The sequence below is a fragment of the Enterobacter cloacae complex sp. P47BA genome (assembly GCF_014930485.1).
GTDB classification, from domain to species: Bacteria; Pseudomonadota; Gammaproteobacteria; order Enterobacterales; family Enterobacteriaceae; genus Enterobacter; species Enterobacter bugandensis.
This window is the reverse complement of sequence record NZ_JADBRF010000014.1, coordinates 57,849-77,944: the sequence shown is the minus strand read 5'-3', so window position 1 is coordinate 77,944 and position 20,096 is coordinate 57,849. Positions and strand designations below refer to the sequence as shown.

At 52.2% G+C, this 20,096-nt stretch carries 20 protein-coding genes; 12 read left to right on the top strand and 8 right to left on the bottom strand.

The genetic code is table 11. The annotated features are described in order from the left end of the window. The first annotated feature begins 356 nt into the window (after positions 1-356). The gene (locus IM299_RS15205; protein WP_028015391.1) at positions 357-902 is read left to right on the top strand and encodes a YfaZ family outer membrane protein; all 546 of its coding nucleotides are present in this window, start codon (positions 357-359) and stop codon (positions 900-902) included. Continuing rightward, entirely contained in the window at positions 902-1,222 is a 321-nt protein-coding gene (locus IM299_RS15200) for a hypothetical protein (RefSeq protein ID WP_028015390.1), read from the top strand. Before IM299_RS15205 ends, IM299_RS15200 begins: the two co-directional genes overlap by 1 nt. A gap of 44 nt (positions 1,223-1,266) precedes the next feature. Here IM299_RS15200 and IM299_RS15195 read toward each other — a convergent pair whose 3' ends face one another. Beyond that, on the bottom strand, positions 1,267-2,637 hold the full coding sequence (locus IM299_RS15195; RefSeq protein ID WP_193357755.1) for an NAD-dependent succinate-semialdehyde dehydrogenase: 1,371 nt from the start codon (positions 2,635-2,637) through the stop codon (positions 1,267-1,269). Between the two features lie 151 nt (positions 2,638-2,788). On the opposite strand from IM299_RS15195, the gene IM299_RS15190 reads away from it, so the two are divergent. The 7 genes from IM299_RS15190 (at position 2,789) to IM299_RS15160 (ending at position 12,898) form a co-directional block, all read left to right on the top strand. Next, positions 2,789-3,532 (top strand): AraC family transcriptional regulator, encoded by a 744-nt coding sequence (locus IM299_RS15190; RefSeq protein ID WP_060573261.1) that lies wholly within the window; start codon positions 2,789-2,791, stop codon positions 3,530-3,532. Between the two features lie 47 nt (positions 3,533-3,579). Continuing rightward, complete coding sequence (locus IM299_RS15185; RefSeq protein ID WP_193357754.1) at positions 3,580-4,227, top strand: LysE family translocator; 648 nt, start codon at positions 3,580-3,582, stop codon at positions 4,225-4,227. A 101-nt stretch (positions 4,228-4,328) separates the two neighbouring features. Next, positions 4,329-5,510, top strand: a complete 1,182-nt coding sequence (locus IM299_RS15180; protein WP_193357753.1) for a restriction endonuclease — start codon at positions 4,329-4,331, stop codon at positions 5,508-5,510. Between the two features lie 49 nt (positions 5,511-5,559). Continuing rightward, positions 5,560-7,179, top strand: a complete 1,620-nt coding sequence (locus tag IM299_RS15175; protein ID WP_193357752.1) for a class I SAM-dependent DNA methyltransferase — start codon at positions 5,560-5,562, stop codon at positions 7,177-7,179. Then, positions 7,169-8,542, top strand: a complete 1,374-nt coding sequence (locus tag IM299_RS15170) for a restriction endonuclease subunit S (protein WP_193357751.1) — start codon at positions 7,169-7,171, stop codon at positions 8,540-8,542. Before IM299_RS15175 ends, IM299_RS15170 begins: the two co-directional genes overlap by 11 nt. Positions 8,543-8,638: 96 nt before the next feature. Next, complete coding sequence (locus IM299_RS15165; protein WP_193357750.1) at positions 8,639-11,902, top strand: type I restriction endonuclease subunit R; 3,264 nt, start codon at positions 8,639-8,641, stop codon at positions 11,900-11,902. A 63-nt stretch (positions 11,903-11,965) separates the two neighbouring features. Then, entirely contained in the window at positions 11,966-12,898 is a 933-nt protein-coding gene (locus IM299_RS15160; protein WP_193357749.1) for a hypothetical protein, read from the top strand. A gap of 59 nt (positions 12,899-12,957) precedes the next feature. Here IM299_RS15160 and tssD read toward each other — a convergent pair whose 3' ends face one another. Genes tssD through IM299_RS15145 form a run of 3 tightly spaced genes read right to left on the bottom strand, consistent with a single transcriptional unit; the run spans position 12,958 to position 14,324 of the window. Continuing rightward, entirely contained in the window at positions 12,958-13,449 is a 492-nt protein-coding gene (gene tssD / locus IM299_RS15155) for a type VI secretion system tube protein TssD (RefSeq protein ID WP_193357748.1), read from the bottom strand. Further along, positions 13,450-13,962, bottom strand: coding sequence for a hypothetical protein (locus IM299_RS15150; protein ID WP_193357747.1), 513 nt, complete (start codon positions 13,960-13,962; stop codon positions 13,450-13,452). It lies immediately after the preceding gene. Beyond that, the gene (locus IM299_RS15145; protein ID WP_047363831.1) at positions 13,962-14,324 is read right to left on the bottom strand and encodes a tlde1 domain-containing protein; all 363 of its coding nucleotides are present in this window, start codon (positions 14,322-14,324) and stop codon (positions 13,962-13,964) included. The genes IM299_RS15150 and IM299_RS15145 overlap by 1 nt, the downstream gene beginning before the upstream one ends. A 241-nt stretch (positions 14,325-14,565) precedes the next feature. Here IM299_RS15145 and IM299_RS15140 point away from each other — a divergent pair, with 241 nt between their 5' ends. Further along, on the top strand, positions 14,566-15,843 hold the full coding sequence (locus tag IM299_RS15140) for a DUF445 domain-containing protein (protein ID WP_193357746.1): 1,278 nt from the start codon (positions 14,566-14,568) through the stop codon (positions 15,841-15,843). Here the strand turns inward: IM299_RS15140 and IM299_RS15135 are convergent. After that, positions 15,824-16,687: a LysR substrate-binding domain-containing protein gene (locus IM299_RS15135; RefSeq protein ID WP_047363827.1), complete on the bottom strand. Its 864-nt coding sequence runs from the start codon at positions 16,685-16,687 to the stop codon at positions 15,824-15,826. The two genes, IM299_RS15140 and IM299_RS15135, sit on opposite strands and share 20 nt — an antisense overlap. A 97-nt stretch (positions 16,688-16,784) precedes the next feature. Between IM299_RS15135 and IM299_RS15130 the strand changes: the two genes are divergently transcribed. Together IM299_RS15130 and IM299_RS15125 are read left to right on the top strand one after the other, a co-directional pair. After that, the gene (locus IM299_RS15130) at positions 16,785-17,093 is read left to right on the top strand and encodes a carboxymuconolactone decarboxylase family protein (RefSeq protein ID WP_028015385.1); all 309 of its coding nucleotides are present in this window, start codon (positions 16,785-16,787) and stop codon (positions 17,091-17,093) included. Then, a complete protein-coding gene (locus tag IM299_RS15125) occupies positions 17,093-17,473 on the top strand; it encodes a tautomerase family protein (RefSeq protein ID WP_063154861.1) in 381 nt (126 codons plus the stop codon). Before IM299_RS15130 ends, IM299_RS15125 begins: the two co-directional genes overlap by 1 nt. On the opposite strand, the gene IM299_RS15120 is transcribed toward IM299_RS15125, so the two are convergent. From IM299_RS15120 to IM299_RS15110, 3 genes are read right to left on the bottom strand one after another with little or no spacing between them, the layout of a single operon-like run. Next, on the bottom strand, positions 17,464-18,528 hold the full coding sequence (locus IM299_RS15120) for a DUF2955 domain-containing protein (RefSeq protein ID WP_045259544.1): 1,065 nt from the start codon (positions 18,526-18,528) through the stop codon (positions 17,464-17,466). The two genes, IM299_RS15125 and IM299_RS15120, sit on opposite strands and share 10 nt — an antisense overlap. Continuing rightward, positions 18,518-19,585, bottom strand: coding sequence for an HlyD family secretion protein (locus IM299_RS15115; protein ID WP_028015382.1), 1,068 nt, complete (start codon positions 19,583-19,585; stop codon positions 18,518-18,520). The genes IM299_RS15120 and IM299_RS15115 overlap by 11 nt, the downstream gene beginning before the upstream one ends. Next, complete coding sequence (locus tag IM299_RS15110; RefSeq protein ID WP_047367261.1) at positions 19,582-20,052, bottom strand: MarR family winged helix-turn-helix transcriptional regulator; 471 nt, start codon at positions 20,050-20,052, stop codon at positions 19,582-19,584. Before IM299_RS15110 ends, IM299_RS15115 begins: the two co-directional genes overlap by 4 nt. Positions 20,053-20,096: the final 44 nt, after the last annotated feature.

Below are 20,096 nucleotides of genomic sequence, written 5' to 3'. Positions count from 1 at the left end.
AAATGACATGGAAAGGAAACGTGGCCGGACACCTGAACAAATAATGACCATAAAAATGTAAAAATTTGTTTTTTTATGTGATTTTAGAAATGGAATTGGAAAGTATTAGAAGCGCAATTAATGCATATCAAATCACTATCCCTGCCTCGTTCAGATTTCGTTTAGTCAAAAAATTAAACTGTTCCTCAACACCTCAAATTTGCGCGTTGACACACCGACAACCCAACTTAAGCGTTACAAATAAAGATAAAAGAATTAACAATTACAGCATGAAAAGTCGATTTGCATCACATTTGCAGTCATAAACATCGCTTGTTAAGGTGCCCCCAGATTAATTTGATGATGAGGCACGAAACATGAAAAAACTGAACATTCTTCTTCTTTCTGCACTGACCGCCATCTCGGGTTCCGCACTGGCAATGGGCGGCAGCATTGAGCAAGGTAAAAACTTTACCAACCTCAACCTGGAAATGGGCAAATCCTCATCCGGTGTTTATCTCGAAAGTAACTGGCTGAAAAACACCGACGACGGTACCCAGACCGGTGGCGTGGGCGCAGGCTACAACCTGGAAGTGGGCCCGGTGATGCTGAATGCAGGCGCAAAAGCCATCTACATCGGCCCGAAAAAAGGCGATAACGGCGTGGCCTTCCCGATTGGCGGCGGCGTAAACGTTGCGCTGACCGACAGCATCCACGTCTATGGCGAAGGCTATGCGGCACCAGAAGGCCTGAACAACAGCGTGAAAAACTACGTTGAAGCTAACGGCGGCGTAAGCTGGACCCCAATCAAACCGGTTACGCTGAAAGTAGGCTACCGCCACGTGAGCGTTGACGGTAAAGATGGTCGTCCAAACCACACCCTGATTGATGGCGCATATGTCGGCGGTGGAGTTAGCTTCTGATGAAACACCGCATTACCGCGCTTTGCGTTCTGAGCCTCACGCTGATGCTCACCGGCTGCGTCCAGTACAAATGGGTAAAACCGGGCGTGAGCGACGCTGAGATGAATAAAAAGCTCACGGAATGCGAAGCGCAGGCCCTGATCGATCTGCCTCCGGATAACGTAGTGACCGGTTCGAGCTCGGAAAAAACGGACAAAAAGAACAAGAAAAAGGATATTTCCACGAGCTACACGGTTGAAGACGCGAATGAATATCGCCGGGATACGTTAGTCGACAGCTGCATGTTCAAAAGCGGCTGGGACAAGATCGAAGTACAGTAATCAACTGAAAAAACCTGCCAACCGGCAGGTTTTTTTATTACCTCTTACTTACGCACCACCACCAGCTTCTGGTTCACAAACTCTTTGATCCCCAGATCCGACAGCTCGCGTCCGTAGCCGGAACGCTTCACGCCGCCGAACGGCAGCTCTGCTGCGGTATCGGTGAGCCAGTTGATGTACACCATCCCGGTCTCGATCCGCGACGCCATTTTCTTCGCGCGCTCGATGTCCTGGCTGAACACCGCCCCGCCCAGGCCGTAGTGGGAGTCGTTCGCCAGCGCGACCGCCTCGTCGTCGTTTTTCACCACGTACATCTGCGCAACCGGGCCGAAAAACTCTTCGAAGTACGCCGGGTTCTCACGCGATATATTCGTCAGGATCGTCGGTTCGAAGAAGCTCCCGTCGCGCTGCACCGGCTTGCCGCCATAGTGCAGCGTGGCACCGTTTTTCACCGCCTCGTTAACCTGTTTGGTCAGCGTTTCCAGCGCATCTTTGGAAGAGAGCGGCCCCAGCGTGGTGCTCTCGTCCAGCGGATCGCCAATCTTCACCTGCTTAAACGCCTCGGTAAATTTGCTGAGGAAGGCATCCGCAATCTTTTCATGCAGGATAAAGCGCTTCGCCGCGGTACAGACCTGCCCGGCGTTGTTGAGCCGCGCATTCACGCCAATCTTAACCGCTTTATCCAGGTCCGCGTCGTCCAGCACCACGAAGACGTCGTTACCACCCAGTTCGAGGGTCGATTTCTTAATGTGCTTCGCCGCCTGCGCGGCCACCACGCTGCCCGCCTTTTCGGAGCCGGTTAGCGCTGCGCCCTGCACGCGATCGTCTGCGATGATATTCGCCACCTGTTCGGACGAGATAAACAGGTTCGTCCACGCCCCTTCCGGCGCGCCCGCCTCGCGCACCAGATGCGCAAAGGTCTCGGCGCAGTGCGGCACGATGCTGGCATGCTTGGCGATAACGGGGTTACCCGCCGCCAGGTTTGGTGCCAGGACGCGCATCAGCTGGTAGTAGGGGAAGTTCCACGGCTCGACGGCCATCAGCACGCCGATGGGGTGATGCTCCACCCACGCTTCCCCAAGTTCAGAGTCGTACTTCACCGGGGCGAGGAACTGCTTCGCGTTGTCGGCGTAGTAGCGGGCGATCTGCGCGCAAAGCTTCACCTCGCCGCGGCTCTGTTCGATGAGCTTACCCATCTCCTGGCTGGCGATTTTGGCCAGCTCCTCCACGCGCTCGTCGATCAGGTCGGCAAGCTTATGCAGCACCGGCAGGCGCTGGCTGATGTCGCCTTTCGCCCATTCCGAATGGTAAAGCGCATCGGCCGCCTTCAGCGCCGCTTCGATATCCGCGTCGGTATGTGAGGGGTATTCTTTGATGAGCTGGTTAGTGGCAGGATTTACTGTCTGATAAGCCATATCGAATCTCCATGTTTTACCGCTTAGGGTATTAAGGGTAGTCAACATGACTGGCTGTGGACGTAAAGTTGGGTATATCCGGAAGGTTCTGAGTTAAGCAGTGCCGGACGGTTCGCTGACGTGGTATAAAAAACGTCCAGAAGGAGTTTCCATGACCGATACCCGATACGTTCGCCAGACTTTTCACCGCGCCAGGGGCCTTGAGCTGCGCAGCACCTGGCAAAGCACGCAGGCGTACAAACGCCACAGTCACCCTCAGCTCTCCATCGGCGCGATTGTTGAGGGCCAGACCTGCTGCGTGTGCCATGACCAAGAGTACATTCTTCATCCCGGGGACCTCATTGCGATCCCGGCTTATGTGCCGCACAGCTGCAACCCCGTCGACGGGCAGCCGCGCAGCTACCATATGCTCTATATCGACACCGATCTTCCTCTGGCGCTACAGGTGATTCGTAACCCTGCCCTGTTTGCCCATTACCTGGACGTCGTTAAGACAATGTCTCCAGCGTCCGTGGAGGCGCTGCTTTCTGCCCTTCCCCGCTGCGCGGATAACGCAGACGCGCTTCGCCCAACCAGCCAGCAGGTTCAGGAGGCGTTTCTTGCCGACCTGGCCGCACCGCCTTCGCTTGACGAACTTGCCCAACGCTTCTCGCTGCGCAAGGAGACGCTGATCCGTACCTTCCGGCAGGACACCGGCCTGACGCCGGGCAGCTTCCTCAACATCTCCCGCGTGGAGTTCGCCAAAGCGCGGCTACGTGCCGGGGACGACATCGCCGACGTCAGCTACCAGAGCGGCTTTGCCGACCAGAGCCATTTTCATAAGACCTTCGTCAGCTATACCGCCGCCACGCCGCGCCAGTACGCCACGGGCCGATCAATATCAGACAATAAATAGGTTCTGCAGCGCCGTAGCCTGTCCTCAGATGGTTAACTGAGGTCGCTATGGAACTGTTCTTCCCTTCCGCTTTTCTCGCTCTGGCGCTGGCGCATTTTGTTGCGCTGTTGAGCCCGGGTCCGGATTTTTTCCTGCTTGTGGGCTACGCGGCGCGCTATCGGCTGCGCGGCAGCGCCGGGCTGTGCGTCGGCATCGCCGCGGGTAACGCGCTCTATATTGTTCTGGTGATTATCGGCTGGAACGCGCTGCGCCAGTTTACGTGGCTGTTTACGCTTATCGAGGTATGCGGGGCGCTGTACCTGCTGTGGATCGGCTCGTATCTGGTGCGCAGCCAACCGCAGGCGCTGGCGCTTGCAAAAACTCGACAGCGGTGCCCTTCTCTGATCAAGCAGATCCTGCTGGGGCTGGGATCGGCGCTGTTAAATCCAAAAAATGCGCTGTTCTACCTGGCGCTGATGACGGCGTTACTCGGGCCGGACGTCACGCTGCTTCAGCAGGCGACCTGCGGCGTCTGGATGGTGATGGTGGTGCTGGCGTGGGATCTGGCGCTGGTGTCGATGATGGGGCTATCGGCGGTGCAACAGAAGCTCAGCCGTTCGCTGTGGTGGATTGAGCGCACGGCGGGCGTGGTGCTGATGGGGTTTGGCGGGTGGGTGCTGTGGCGGGTGCTGGCAAATAGTGTGTTGCCCCTATAGAAAGCAACGCCTTTATTACCTTACAAAATAAGTGACTTAGCTATTAGTATTTCCTCCCTGACGTGGCAAGCTAACGCCACAGCAATCGTTAAGGGAACAACGTGAAAAATTACAAAGTCATTACGCCACTTTTTCCAACCTATGCGCAGGTTCAGGCAATGATGAAAGCCGTCTCCGGCTATTCAGTGAATTCTGTACGTAACATGATCAATGCGATTCAGGAACAAACCGGCACGCCGCAAAATCCGGTTGACTGGTCTGAACCTGATATGTGGATCAACGAACGCCTGAAAGGCGAAGACGCTGAGATCGCGCTGCGGATCTGGAATCAGGATAATCACATCCTCAATCCGCGCCATAGCTACGGTAGCTATTTGTTTCTTAACTCTTCTGTCTTCGAGCTGATGGAAACGACGCAGAAAGATACCTGGGTCCCTACCCAGCGCGGGCAGCAATTTCTGAATAATGATGATGCCACGTTACGCGCGCTCGACGATAAAGAAGGGTTACTGCAACTCCTTGAACTGCTTGCAGGACGTGAAATGTCCCGTCGTGCTGACTTACTCCCGGAATGGCAGGCTTTTTTACACCAGCATTCAAAGTTCGCTTCTACCAGTTCTATCAAAAGCACGCTCTACTCGCGCCTCTACAACCTGATCGATCGCGATATGGTCGCCCGTGAAGGGATGAGTTACTACATCACCGATAAAGGCCGGGCATGGTTAGCGAATGCGTTACCGGCCCGAAAAGCCGATCCGCGAAAAGAACTTCTGGACGCGGTGAAGCGCTACAACCAGCAGCAAAAAGAGCAGCTTCGCGAACAAATCAGCACCATGAATCCCTACAAGTTTGAGCATTTGATTGGTCAACTTCTGGAAGCGATGGGTTATGAACAGGTGGAAGTGACCAAAGCGTCGGGCGATAAGGGCGTCGACGTTGTCGGCAGAGTTCAGGTGGGCATTACCACCATTACGGAAGTGGTGCAGGTTAAGCGTATGCAGAGCAATATTACCCGTCCTGTTATCGACCAGTTACGCGGTGCGTTGCCTTATCACAGCGCGATCCGGGGCACGCTCATCACCACCGGGCGTTTTGCCGGGAACTGTGAAAAAGCGGCTCTGCATCCCGGTGCGGCTCCTATTACCTTGATAGATGGTGACCGGCTGCTTGAACTGCTGATTGAGAATAATGTTGGCATTCGACGCAGCAACGCGGTCGAGCTGCTGGATGTGGATTTACAGGTTTTTGATGAGCTGGAAGAGGGATTAAAAGGCGAAATTTAACGTCTTAATCGCTACAATAGACGCCATATTTTTCCTGATTGAGTTCATCATGGCCAAAGCACCAACAAAAAAAGCCAAAGCAAAGAAAGGCTTTGAAGACACATTATGGGATACCGCGAACCAGCTTCGCGGTAGCGTTGAATCCTCCGAGTACAAACACGTTGTACTGAGCCTCGTGTTCCTGAAATTTATCAGCGATAAGTTCGAGGCCCGTCGTCAAAAAATGAAGGACGAAGGCCAGGAAGACTTCCTGGAAATGGAGGTCTTCTATCAGCAGGACAATATCTTCTACCTGCCGGAAAAGGCGCGCTGGTCGTTCATCAAACAGAACGCCAAACAGGATAATCTCGCCGTCCTGATTGATGATGCCCTTTCTACTATTGAGAAGCGCAACCCGACGCTGAAAGGCGCGCTGCCGGATAACTACTTCAGCCGTCAGGATCTGGAAACCAAGAAGCTGGCATCGCTGATCGACACTATCGACAATATCGAAACGCTGGCGCATGAAACCGACGTTGAAGCGCTGTCGAAAGAAGACCTGGTCGGCCGCGTATACGAATACTTCCTCGGCAAGTTTGCCGCCACCGAAGGCAAAGGCGGCGGTGAATTCTATACGCCAAAATGCGTGGTGACGCTGCTGACCGAAATGCTCGAACCGTTCCAGGGCAAAATTTATGACCCATGCTGCGGCTCAGCGGGGATGTTTGTGCAGTCTGTGAAGTTTGTTGAAAGCCATCAGGGGAAAAGCCGCGATATCGCCCTGTACGGTCAGGAACTGACAGCCACCACCTATAAGCTGGCGAAGATGAACCTCGCGATTCGCGGTCTTTCCGCCAACCTTGGCGAGCGCCCGGCGGACACCTTCTTCAGCGACCAACACCCGGATTTAAAAGCCGACTACATTCTGGCAAACCCGCCGTTTAACCTGAAAGACTGGCGTAACGACGCCGAGCTGACCAACGATCCGCGCTTTGCAGGCTACCGTACTCCGCCAACCGGCAACGCCAACTACGGCTGGATTTTGCATATGCTCTCCAAGCTGTCGGCCAACGGTACCGCCGGTTTTGTGCTGGCGAACGGTTCGATGAGTTCAAATACCAGCGGCGAAGGCGAGATCCGCGCGCAGATGATCGAAAACGATCTGATCGACTGCATGATCGCCCTGCCCGGCCAGCTGTTCTATACCACCCAGATCCCGGTCTGCCTGTGGTTTATGACCAAATCGAAGGCTGCCGATCCGGCTAAAGGCTACCGCAACCGTCAGGGCGAAACGCTGTTTATCGATGCGCGTAAACTCGGCACCATGATGAACCGCACCACCAAAGAGCTGACGGCGGACGATATCGCCACCATCGCAGATACTTACCATGCGTGGCGCAGCACGCCGGAAGAGCTGGCCGAGCGCGTTAAGCGCGGCGACAGCAAGCTGGCGCAATATGAAGACCAGGCTGGGTTCTGCAAGGTCGCCACGATTAAAGAGATCAAGGCTAATGACTATGTGTTGACCCCGGGCCGCTATGTCGGTGCTGCTGAGCAAGAAGATGACGGCGTGGCGTTTGAAACTAAAATGAGAGAGTTGTCGAAGACGTTGTTTGAGCAAATGAAGCGGGCGGAAGAGCTGGATAAAGCGATTCGTCAGAACCTGGAGGCGCTGGGTTATGGGGAATAATATCAAACTGTCTGAAATATGCACCGATATATCATACGGTTATACAGCCAGTGCAACCTCGAAAGAGATCGGCCCTAAATTTCTCCGTATTACCGATATACAAGGCGGTACAGTTAGCTGGGATCATGTACCATTTTGCGAAATAAGCAAAAATGATACGCATAAATACCTACTCGAAAAAGGTGATATTGTTATAGCAAGAACGGGTAACAGTACTGGGGAGAATTATATTTTCGACTCTGATGTTAAAGCCGTCTTTGCATCATATCTTATTCGTTTTCGAGTCGATAGCACTAAGGCAAACCCCTTATTTGTATGGCTACAAATGAGGACGCCAGAATGGTGGAGTTTTGTCGAGTCAGTGAAATCTGGCTCAGCTCAGGCAGGAGCTAATGCTAAAGTTTTAGGTCTTTTTGAACTAGAATTACCTGAACGAGAAATACAGGACTCTATTGTTGAAATAGCGTTTAATTTGATTAACAAGCAAAATACTAATTTATTAATCAATCAAACCCTAGAACAAATGTCCCAAACCCTGTTCAAATCCTGGTTTGTGGATTTCGACCCGGTGATTGATAACGCACTGGATGCGGGAAATCTAATCCCGGAACCGCTGCAATCTCGCGCCGACCTGCGTCAAAAAGTACGCAATAGTGCAGATTTCAAACCACTTCCGGCGGATATTCGTACACAGTTCCCTGCTGAATTTGAAGAAACAGAGTTGGGTTGGGTGCCGAAAGGTTGGAAAATATCCACTGCTGGCGATGAATTAGTTGTGAAAGGTGGTTCAACGCCAAGCACTTCAAATGCAGATTTTTGGGAAAACGGCACTATTCATTGGACAACACCTAAAGACTTAACAGGTAATGAAAGTAAGGTATTACTGGATACCAGCAAAAAAATCACAGAGTTAGGTTTGATAAAAATTTCATCTGGTTTATTACCAACTGATACAGTTTTGATGTCATCACGAGCACCAATAGGATATTTAGCTCTAGCTAAAACACCTATGGCTATAAACCAAGGTTATATAGCCATTCCTTCATCTAAAAATTTATCGCCAGAATATATTATCTACTGGCTTGAAAATATTATGGATGATATCAAGGGAATGGCTGGAGGAACGACATTTGCAGAAATTAGCAAAAGCGCCTTTAAAACTATTAATTTAGTTATTCCGTCTAAAAATATATTAGCTGAATTTACACGATTAGCTCACCAACATTTTGAAAAAGTAGTTAGCAATGCACGGCAAATAACTGCATTAACAAACTTCCGCGACACCCTGCTCCCCAAACTCATCTCCGGCGAGCTGTCCCTGGAAGATCTCCCCGACATCATCAAACAAACCGAAGCCGCATAACGCATTTTTGCCCCTGTAAAATCAGGGGCTTTCTGGTAAGGTTTCCTCTTATTACAGGAGCACTTACCAGAAAACCAGCCAGGGCCGGAGCGGGATATGCATCTCTCATTCAGTGAAGCGAAGTTAGAACAGGCAATAATTGAACTGCTACAGGAGCAGGGCTACCAGCACCTGACAGGCGACAATGTGCCGCGTTCCAGCCTCGATCAGGTGATAATTGAAGACGATCTTCACCACTATCTCGCATCCCGCTATCAGGCCGACAGTATTACGGAAGACGAAATCCAGCGGCTGATTAAACAGTTCGCTACCCTTCCCGCTTCCGATCTCTACGAAAGCAATAAGATCTTTTGCACCTGGCTGGCAAATGGCTTCCTGTTTAAACGCGACGACCGTCAGCAGAAAGATCTCTATATCGAACTGCTCGATACCCGGCACCTGCCCGCCGCGCTGCGTGAGCTATTCGATAACGAAGAGGAACCACTGCAACAGGCTGCTGAAACGCCTGCAAGCTATCTTATCCAACCGTTAAACCGCGTAAAGATCGTTAATCAGCTGACCATCACCGGCAAAGAAAACCAGCCGCGCATTCCGGATGCCATCCTGTATATCAACGGCCTACCGTTGGTGGTGTTCGAATTTAAAAGCGCCGTTCGCGAGCAGGAAGCCAATATTGGTGATGCGTATAAGCAGCTATGCACCCGCTATCGTCGCGATATTCCGCAGCTGTTTGTCTATAACACGCTGTGCATCATCAGCGACGGCGTGAATAACCGCATGGGCAACCTGTTTGCGCCTTATGAGTATTTCTACTCCTGGCGTAAAGTCACCGGTAACGAAAACCGAGAGCAGGACGGCATTCCTTCCCTGCACGCAATGATTCAGGGACTATTTCACCCGGTACGCCTGCTGGATGTGATTAAAAACTTTATCTGCTTCCCGGATAAAGCCAAACACGAAGTGAAAATCTGCTGCCGCTATCCGCAGTACTACGCGGCGCGTAAGCTCTACTACAGCATTGAGCGGGCGCGTAAACCTTACGGTAACGGTAAAGGCGGCACCTACTTTGGCGCCACGGGCTGCGGTAAGAGCTACACCATGCAGTTCTTAACCCGCCTGTTAATGAAAAGCGTCGAGTTTGCCAGCCCGACCATCGTGCTGATCACTGACCGTACCGATCTGGACGATCAGCTCTCCACGCAGATGTGTAATGCCAAAAATTATATCGGTGACGATACCGTGGAGCCCGTCACCAGCCGCGACGATCTGCGGGAAAAGCTTGCCGGTCGTAATAGCGGCGGCGTCTTCCTGACCACCATCCATAAATTTACTGAAGACACCGAATTGCTCTCCGAGCGAAACAACGTCATTTGTATCTCTGACGAAGCGCACCGCAGCCAGGTCAATCTGGATCAAAAAGTGATCGTCGATAAAGAGAGCGGAAAGGTACGCAAGACCTGGGGCTTTGCCAAATATCTGCACGACTCGCTGCCAGCAGCCACCTATGTCGGTTTTACCGGGACGCCTGTAGACGCCACGCTGGATGTCTTCGGCGCGGTAGTGGACAGCTACACCATGACCGAATCCGTTCAGGATGAGATTACGGTACGCATCGTCTATGAAGGTCGCGCAGCAAAAGTGATCCTGGATGCCAGCAAGCTGGAAGAGGTAGAGAAATATTACGAAGAGTGCGCTAACGCGGGCACTAATGAGTGGCAGATCGACGAAAGCAAAAAAGCCAGCGCCACCATGAACGCAATCCTCGGAGATGAGGATCGCCTGAAGTCGCTGGCGGAAGACTTTGCTAAACACTATGAAAAACGCGTCGCTGAAGGCTCAACGGTGAAAGGTAAGGCCATGTTTGTCTGTGCCAGCCGGGAAATTGCCTGGGATTTATATCGTCAGTTGAAGGACTGTCGACCGGCGTGGTTTGAGGTTAAACAGGCCCCTGAAGGGGTTGAGCTTACCGAGCAGGAGCAGAAAGAGCTGCCGCCGTCCGAAATGGTCAAGATGGTGATGACGCGAGGTAAAGACGATGATGCCAAACTGTACGACCTGCTGGGCAGCAAAGAGTATCGTAAAGAACTGGATAAACAGTTCAAAAATGCAAAGTCGAATTTCAAAATCGCTATTGTGGTCGATATGTGGCTGACAGGTTTCGACGTGCCGGAACTGGACACCATTTACATCGATAAGCCTCTGCAAAAACATAACCTGATTCAGACCATCTCCCGTGTTAACCGCAAGCTGGAAGGGAAAAGCAAAGGCCTGGTGGTGGACTATATCGGCATCAAGCGCCAGATGAACCAGGCACTGGCGATGTATTCCCGCATTGACGCCACCAACTTTGAAGACATTCAGCAGTCGGTCATTGAGGTAAAGAATCATCTCGACCTTCTGTCGCAAGTTTTCCACGATTTCGACAGCCGCGCTTACTTCACAGGAGAGCCTCAGGCTCAGCTGGCATGTTTGAATCTGGCGGCAGAATTTGTCTTGCGTACCCAGAAAACTGAACGTCGATTTATGGGGCTAGTGAAGCGCCTTAAGGCAGCCTACGATGTCTGCTGCGGCAGCGAGGCGCTATCGCAGCCAGAGCGAGATCGTATCCATTTCTATCTTGCCGTGCGTTCCATCGTCTTTAAGCTGACCAAGGGTGATGCTCCTGACGTTACCCAGATGAACGCCCGTGTGCGAGAGATGATTTCTGACGCATTAAAGGCAGATGGCGTGGAAGAGCTATTTTTCCTGGGCGATAAGAAAGCAGAATCGATCGATATTTTCGACGAGGATTATCTGGCGCGTATTAATAAGATCAAGCTGCCCGCAACAAAGATCCAGCTTCTGCAGAAACTGCTGGAGAAAGCCATCAGTGACTTTAAAAAAATTAACCAGCTTCAGGGAATCAACTTCACCCGTCGCTTCCAGTCCATCATGGATAAATATAATGAGCGCCGGGAGGACGACGTGCTCAATGGTGAAGAGTTTGATCACTTCAGTCAGGAAATGACCGACATTATCTATGATATTAAAACCGAAATGGGCACTTATGCAGATTTGGGAATTGATATCGAAGAGAAAGCGTTTTATGACATCCTGGCACATATGCGTGACAAGTATCAGTTTACCTATGAAGACGACAAGATGCTGGTGCTGGCAAAAGAGATGAAAGCAGTGGTTGATAACACGTCAAAGTATCCAGACTGGAGTAAACGTGATGACATCAAAGCCAAACTTAAAGTTGAGTTAATTCTTTTACTGCATAAACATAAGTTTCCTCCTGTAGCAAACGACGAGGTCTATCTGGGCGTATTGATGCAGGCAGAAAATTTTAAACAAAATATGGGCTCGATAAAAATTTAATATGTCCACTGATTTTGGCAAAGACTCTTCTTCCGGTGCAATAAGGATTATAAGGAGCATATCATGGCCGAAGGATTAAAAATGTTTTACGCGCGTGATGAGCGCAATGTACACTCCCGCATTCCTGTAAAAGATATTAAAGAGAGCGATAGAGAGGGGCTGATATGTGAGTTCTGCCCCGCTAAAATCAGCTGGGTCAAGGCGCACAAACGTAACGGCAAGAACATTTCAGCGTTTTTACGTTTACAGAAAAATGAGGAACATGCATTCAATTGCAAAAACAGCGTCAAATCAGCGATTACTTCTCTTGTAGCCCATTCACAGAATATTGAAGACGGAAAACTTCTCCTCGAAGCGCAAGATTCAGCGTTCATCTTCCGAATGAACGTCCTTATTGAAGCCAGTGCCGCTCTAAGAAAATCCACTTTAACATTAGAGGAAGAATCCGATCCGGAAGAAAAAGCACGCAAGCGAATTCGATATAAGAAAACAGAAAAACATCTCGCTGATTACTTTAACACGGCTACAGGCATTGCCAAAATCAGAGCAAAAATAGAGGAAAGCAGCGATAAGAAAACACTATCTGACCTTGTCAAGATAGATTATAACGGCAAGAAAATTAGCTGGAATGACTTTTTCTATGATGAAGACCGTTATCCCATTCTTTTTAAAAAGGCCGCAAAAATCGCTCATCCTGTCGCAATTCTTATAACGGTTAAAAAAGCGCGAGAACACATTAATAATGAAAGGAATAATTTCTTCGCCCTCAAAGGAGAGGTATGCACACTGGAGCATGAGGATAAAAGCAAAGAGTTTTTCGCACCAGGTTTAACTTGTAACGATGCTACCTTTTTTGAAAACCTCGAACCAAAAGACGAGATTATTGTTGTCGGTAAAGTACGCCCAACAACAAACCACTGGGGTGAAGGGAAAATCTATAAGAATTTGAACTTTACTATTTTTAACAAAAAACAAATCACACGGTTAAAAGATTGAAATACATAAATTATTACACTCTGGCAACGGGAAACCATTTGTCTCCCGTTGCCAGTTAGTCAAGCCCCTAACCGGTAATCCCAGTCATCCGAATGAATAACGTTACCGTCACGGTAATGCCAGGTAATCTTTTCATAACGAAGCAAAACAAGCTCAAGATGGCCCTGTTTTTCATGGTAAGTCTCTTTCACGTCATGCATCAATGAAAACACCGTGACGACCTTCACCGCTTCCAGCGTTATCGTGAAATAGATTTCTTCCTGACCGGCATCATTGATTCTGTAAAGGTCGATAGTCGCTTTCCTGAGCGTACCGCCCGTGCTAAGCGCTTTATAGAGAAAAACGCTGGAGGCATCAATTTCTTTCTCAATAAGAAAGGGACGATGCTGGCGTTTACTCAACGCTCTGCCATTATGTAGGTCAGAGTTATAGCATACGTTATGATAGAGCCCTAATACCTGAATTTGGTTTTCACGGTCTTTAACTATCACGCTCCCTTTTATGATATTACCCGCATCGTCAGTTAATGACATATATCCCGGAATGGCCATTTAAATATCCTTATCGAATGGAACAGAGTTTTCAACCGTAGCGATGATAACGGCAAGACATCTTTTACCCTTTGGGCTTTTAACCTTAAACATCTCCCTGATTGAATCGACATAAAGCTTATTACTCTCTGCTTCCGTCTCGGGGAAATTGGCAAAAGCGCAGACTTGTTCAATAGTGAGCAACGGTTTATCGTCATTTAAGATTGCTAAAACACCCTCAGGGTTATGCGGGATGGCTTCAGAAAGCGATGCCTTTAAATCTTCAGCCGTACTAGCGTCCACTCCGGGCTCAAGGGCACACGCCACGGCTAACCATGCCTGAGTTCCTTTACCTATCTCTGGAATGACATGATTCCACCATTCCGACTCACCGCTATCATTAGCATACAACTCTGCTACAACACTTCTTGCACCTTTATCGTTTATCATCTGGATAATCTGCGCAGGAGTGTGGTTTTTGGCAAAGAGAGTCATCGGAGCACATAAGAAGAGCAGTGCAATCATATATTTCATTATCGCACCACCAGTATTGTGTCACCTGAATCATAAATAATATGGCGCTTGTCCTGGCCGTTCATAATGATGCAGCCTGCTGATGCAGAACCTGGCGGCTGACCTTTTTTATCACCATGAATTTGAAAATGATCTCTACCAAAGGTATTGGTCCCCGCTATAGGCTCAAGGATAATCGCCTCAGCACTTTTATGATTATTCCATCCGGCAATAAAATAAATACCTCTGGGAATGGGTCCTCTGTTTCGTTGACTTTCACACTCTGGCTTATCTTTCGATTCACCCGCACCGCTGTAGCAGTTAGCGACAAACACACCATTATGACTCAATATCCCTGTCGAAACTTTATACTCCCATGTCATCAATACCGTCTCCTCTCATGAATAGTCCTTTATCTTATGGTTAATAAGAGCGTTAAAATGGCTACGATGGTCACAAAACATCAAGCCCAAAATAAATAAGCACAAAAAATATAGAAAAATTAATAATAGATAACTTTGATGTATATAATTTTTATATAAAAGCCGTGTGTTCAGGCAGAGATTGCGTCTCCTCCTTACACCAGCTTTGCACTTTTGGTTCACTTGCCTCTATCCTTAACCCATGGAAAAAATCGCTGAACTCAAACGCGCCAAGCTGCTGGCGCTGTCGCTGCTGCTGATTGCCGCCGCGGCCTTTGTCACCACCCTCTTCCTGCCGCAGACCTTCTGGGTGCGCGGCGTCAAAGCCATTGCCGAGGCGGCGATGGTCGGCGCGCTGGCGGACTGGTTTGCCGTCGTCGCGCTATTCCGCCGGGTTCCCATTCCGTTTATTTCGCGCCATACGGCGATTATCCCGCGCAATAAGGACCGAATCGGCGACAATCTCGGCCAGTTCGTGCAGGAGAAGTTTCTTGATACTCAGTCGCTTGTGGCGCTGATCCGCCGCTATGAGCCAGCGCAGATGATTGGCGCCTGGTTCAGCAAGCCCGACAACGCCAAGCGCGTCGGGCTGCATCTGATGCAGGTGATGAGCGGTTTTCTTGAGTTAACCGACGACGGGCGCATTCAGCGCCTGCTCAAACGCGCGGTGCATAAAGCTATCGACAAGGTCGATTTCACCGAAACCAGCGCCGTCATGCTGGAGAGCATGACCAAAAACAACCGCCATCAGGTACTGCTGGACGCCATCATCAACCGCCTGATTACCCTGATTCAGCGGGAAAGCACGCGGGAGTTTATTGCCGATCAGATTGTCCACTGGCTCAAAACCGAGCATCCCCGCAAGGCGATGGTGCTCCCCACGGAGTGGCTGGGCGATCAAAGCGCGGAGATGGTGTCGAACGCGGTGAACACGCTGCTGGACGATATCAGCCACGACCGCACGCACCAGATCCGTCAGGCGTTCGACCGCGCCACGCTGAAGCTTATCGACAACCTGAAAAACGATCCGGAAATGGCGGCGAAAGCCGACAACATCAAGCACTACCTGAAAAACGATGAGGCGTTTAACCGCTATCTGGGCGAGATGTGGGCTGACCTGCGCCAGTGGCTGAAGGCGGATATGCAAAGCGATGACTCGCGCGTGAAGCAGCGCATCGCCAACGCCGGGCTGTGGTTTGGCGAAACGTTAACAAACGACGCCAGCCTGCGCGCGTCGCTGAACGAGCATCTGGAGCAGGCCGCGCACCGCGTCGCACCGGATTTCGCCGCGTTCCTGACCCGCCACATCAGCGACACGGTCAAAAGCTGGGACGCCAAAGACATGTCCCGCCAGATTGAGCTGAACATCGGCAAAGACCTGCAGTTCATCCGCGTCAACGGCACGCTGGTGGGCGGGACGATAGGCCTCATCCTGTTCTTACTCTCGCAAGTCCCAACGCTTATCCATTCAGCGTCCTGAGGATCAGCGCCTTCATGCTGGTAATAGCTGCATCGGGGGAGGCGCTCCCCTGATGCAGCGCGATCCCCAGCTCTCCTGCATCTGGCAGCAGGTGGCTGTCGATCCGTAACGTCTCGGGCAGACCAATACGCGTGCGGAGCGTAATACCCAGCCCAGCGCTAACTCCCGCCCACAGCCCGCTCAGGCTATAGCTGGTATAAGCGATACGCCAGGGAATACCTGCGGCATCCAGTGCCGCGATGGCCCGGCTTCGCAGGAGGCAGGGCGCGTCAAACATCACCAGCGGCAGCGGCTCACCTCGTTGCAGAAGAACCTCAATGTCCTCGCGGGACCGGCAAATCCATGCCAGCGGTTCGCTTCGCACGTAGTCGCCTTCTCGACCTTCCTGCCAGACCAGCGCCAGATCGAGTTCATTCGCCGCCACGCCGCGCAGCAGCGGCGGGTTGCGATCGACACGTGCCGTCATGCGAAGCTCAGGGTGTTGTCTGTGAAAATCGCCGAGGACCTTCGGCATCACGGACTCGCCAAAGTCCTCCTGCATACCCAGCCGCACCTCGCCCTGAAGCAACTCACCTCTGATAGCCCGGAGCGCTTCATCATTTAATACCAGCATGCGTCGGGCGTAGCTCAGCAGAATTTCACCCTCTCGGGTCAGTGCCAGCGTACGCCCCTGCTTAACGGTCAGAGCCACGCCACACTGCTGCTCCAGCTTTTTTAGCTGGGCGCTAATCGCCGACGTGGACCGACACAGCCTGTCCGCCGCCTCGGCAAAACTGGCGGACTGAATCCCCTCCACAAAGCTGCGCAGCGCGTCCAGGTCTAATGTTGAAAAGCGTTTATCCATATCATCCTCATTTTCAGGACATTCAGTCCTGAACATTGCGATTTTATTTATGGTGGCAGCCTGCGAGGGTGATTTCCAGACGACAGGAGGAATAAAAATGAGCACAACACTGAATCGCGACACGCTTGCGCAGGTTTCCCCTAAGCTGGCGGAACTGAGCCAGCAGGTACTTTTTGGCGATATCTGGCAGCGTCCGCAGCTAGCCCCGCGGGATCGCAGTCTGATCACGCTTGCCGCGCTGGCAGCCCTGGGGCGCACCGCGCAGCTTCCCTGGCATATCGGCTTCGCCCGGCAAAACGGCGTGACGGACGACGAAATAGCCGAAGCGTTTACCCATCTGGCGTTTTACGCAGGCTGGCCGGCCGCCGTCAGTGCGCTGAGCAGCCTTGCAGAGGAGAAACAATAATGCCGTTTGTTCGTATCATGACGGGTGACCGCTATAGCGAGATGCAGCAAAAGCAGATCTCGGACATTCTGCACCAGGCGCTGACGGAAACCTTCGCCGTTCCCGCACAGGACAGATTCCATTTTTTTGAATGCTTCGCGGCCGGGGATCGATACATTGATCGGCACTATCTCAGCACGGGCAGAACGGAGGGGGCGATACTGTTTAATATCGTTGCTGGTAAGCCGAGGAGCACTGAACAGAAATCTGCCCTCTACCGCCAGCTGGCTGCGCAACTGAATGAGAAGATGGGCATTGACGGTGGAGACGTGATGGTCGTTATCCAGTTTACGGCCGCTGAGGACTGGAGCTTCAGCGGCGGCAAACGCTATCAGCCCTGAATGACGTAGCGCGTGGCGGCGAAACGGTTCAGGATCAAATGCACCAGAAAGACCATCGTCAGCGTCGCCACCAGCGAAAAGGTCACGGAGGTGATGCGATAGAGATCGCTGAACACCAGGTCGCTGTCCGGGTGCATGTTCTGCCCGAACATAATGCCGATGGTCGTGATGCTGGAAAACCCCACGCCCGCGCCCACTTTCTCCATCACGTGCAGCCGCGCGCCAAACGCCAGGCCGAGGCCAATCAGCGGCATCATCAGCAGCATATGGCTGCTGTGATCGTAGAGGATAAGCTGCACCACCAGAATGTAGAGGCAGCCCAGCACTACCCCGACCACGCGCCAGATGGAGCTCATCACCGCGCCGCGGTAGTGCATAGGGAACAGGATCAGAATTCCTGCCATTAGCGCCGAGAGCGAATCGCTTAAGTCGCTAATCTGAAACACCACGAAAATCATCGTCGCGACGCTGCCGGAGAGCAGCGACTCGTGGCGTACGCGGGCGTCGTCTTTCTCAATCAGCGGCGGCGGCTTGCGGGGCTCCACGTCCGGCAGCAGGTAGTTCATCAGCGCGCTCAGGCACACCGCCATCACGCTGGCTTCGATGTTGGAAAACAGCAGCGTGTGCCAGTTGGTGGTGGGGTAGCTCATAAAGTTGAGCATTACGCTCTGGCACACAACGCCCATCGAGCCGAACAGGAACAGCGGCCCTTTGCTCATAAAGCGAAAACGCATCACGTAAAGGGCAAATACCACCAGCGTCATGATGACCGGCCATTGGGAAAGATAGCCGATGATAATCACCATTTCGACGCAGTTCAGCGATGCGCTGAAGATAAACTGCTTCGCCACGTGGCGGTTAAACACCGGCACCAGCGACAGCAGCATGATCGGATAGACCACGAAAAACACGCCGTAGCTGGTGTTGTAGAAGCTCGATATGCTCAGGGCAATCATCCCGGCAAAAACGATGCGCAGGGTCTGGCGAAAGTCGTTTGCCGTGTAGACGATGTTGCCGTGCGGGGTAAAGACCCGCGCCAGCGTATTAATAGACATAGTGAAGCAGGCTCACCAGGTGGATCTGCATTCCGGAGAAGAAGCGCGCAAACGGCCCTTCGCTGTTGTAGAGCTGCACGGTCGCCCGCGCGCCGGTTGGCAGCGGCTTCGGCAGCGGCTCATCCAGCGTGACGTGAATGCGCATGCGCTGAGCGTCTCGTACCCAGCGGTTAGAGGTCTCCGGCTGGGAGAGCTGACCGTTAACCGCCTCCTGGCCTGCGAGGATCCCCGCGTCGCTGCTGGCCACGTGGGCGCGGAACACCTGCCCCGGGAAGGCGTCAAACACTACTGCGGCATCGGTGCCCTGACGGGTATGGCGCAGGCTCTTCTCGCGGAAATCGGCCACGATATCGGTCTGGTTGTTTACCAGCGCCAGCGCGGCGGAGCCGGATGAGGCGTAAAAACCGGGGCTTAACTGCAGGTTACTGACCGTGCCGTCCGCCTGGGCGTAGACCTTTGTCCAGCCGAGGTTCAGCTCTGCTTCATCCAGCGCGTTGCGGTATTTTTGCAGCGTCACGTTGCGGTGTTCTTCGCGCTCGCCGCGCTGGATGCGCAGGTTCCGGATGTTGGCCTGAATCGTGCTGACGGACTGCTCGCTGCTCTGCCAGGCGGTGCGGACCTTATCCAGATCCGCCTGCGAGACGTTCTGTAACGTGCTCAGCTTCTGATAGCGTTCGAAGGTCACCTTGTCGTTACGCGCGGTCAGCACCGCGGTTTTCAGGCTGGCCTGCGCGGCGGCGATCTGCGCGTCCAGCTGTTCGTTAGAGAGACGCGCCTGCTCCAGCGCGATTTGCGCCGCTTCCACTTTATTGCGAAACGGCGTGTCGTCGAGCTCAAACAGCAGATCGCCTTTCTTCACCTGGCTGTTGTTGTGGACATGTACCGCCGCCACGTAGCCGGAGACGCGCGGAGAAACCGGCGTCACCACGCGCATGACGGTGGAGTCCGGCGTCAGCGGGATCCAGATATCCGCGACGACAAAATAGATAAACATCAGCAGGAAAGAGGCAATACTCACCCTTACCCAGCGGGCAAACTTTTGTTCAGGGGTCATTATTTTTCGGTCTTGTTGTCTTCTTCGCGGATTGTCCGCAAATTGCAGGCGATTTGATTTAACGTGGCGCTGAAAATCTCAATATGCTCCGGCGCGATGTGTTGCGATACGCGAGCCTGATAGGTCTCAATCACCTGAGTGAGCCTTTTTAATATGGCTTTTCCCTCAGGCGTCAGCGTCAGAAGCCGGATGCGCTTGTCATAAGGCGATGTGGTGCGCAGCAGGTAACCCTGTTTTTCCAGCTGTGTCAGGGTGCGCATCAGCGGCGGCAGTTCAATACCCTGCACCTCCGCCAGCTCACTCATTGAGACGTTATCCCCGAGCTGATGAAGCTGCATCATCACCGTCCAGCTCGACTGGGTTAAGCCGGTATCGAGAATGGCATCATCGATCACCGCACGCCACTGGCGCACGATCATCGCCATCCGCATGCCCATCGGCCTGCGGCAGAACAGTTCTTCTTCACTCATGGGGAAACCTCTCGTCACACGCGGTCAAGATAATAGTTATCAGG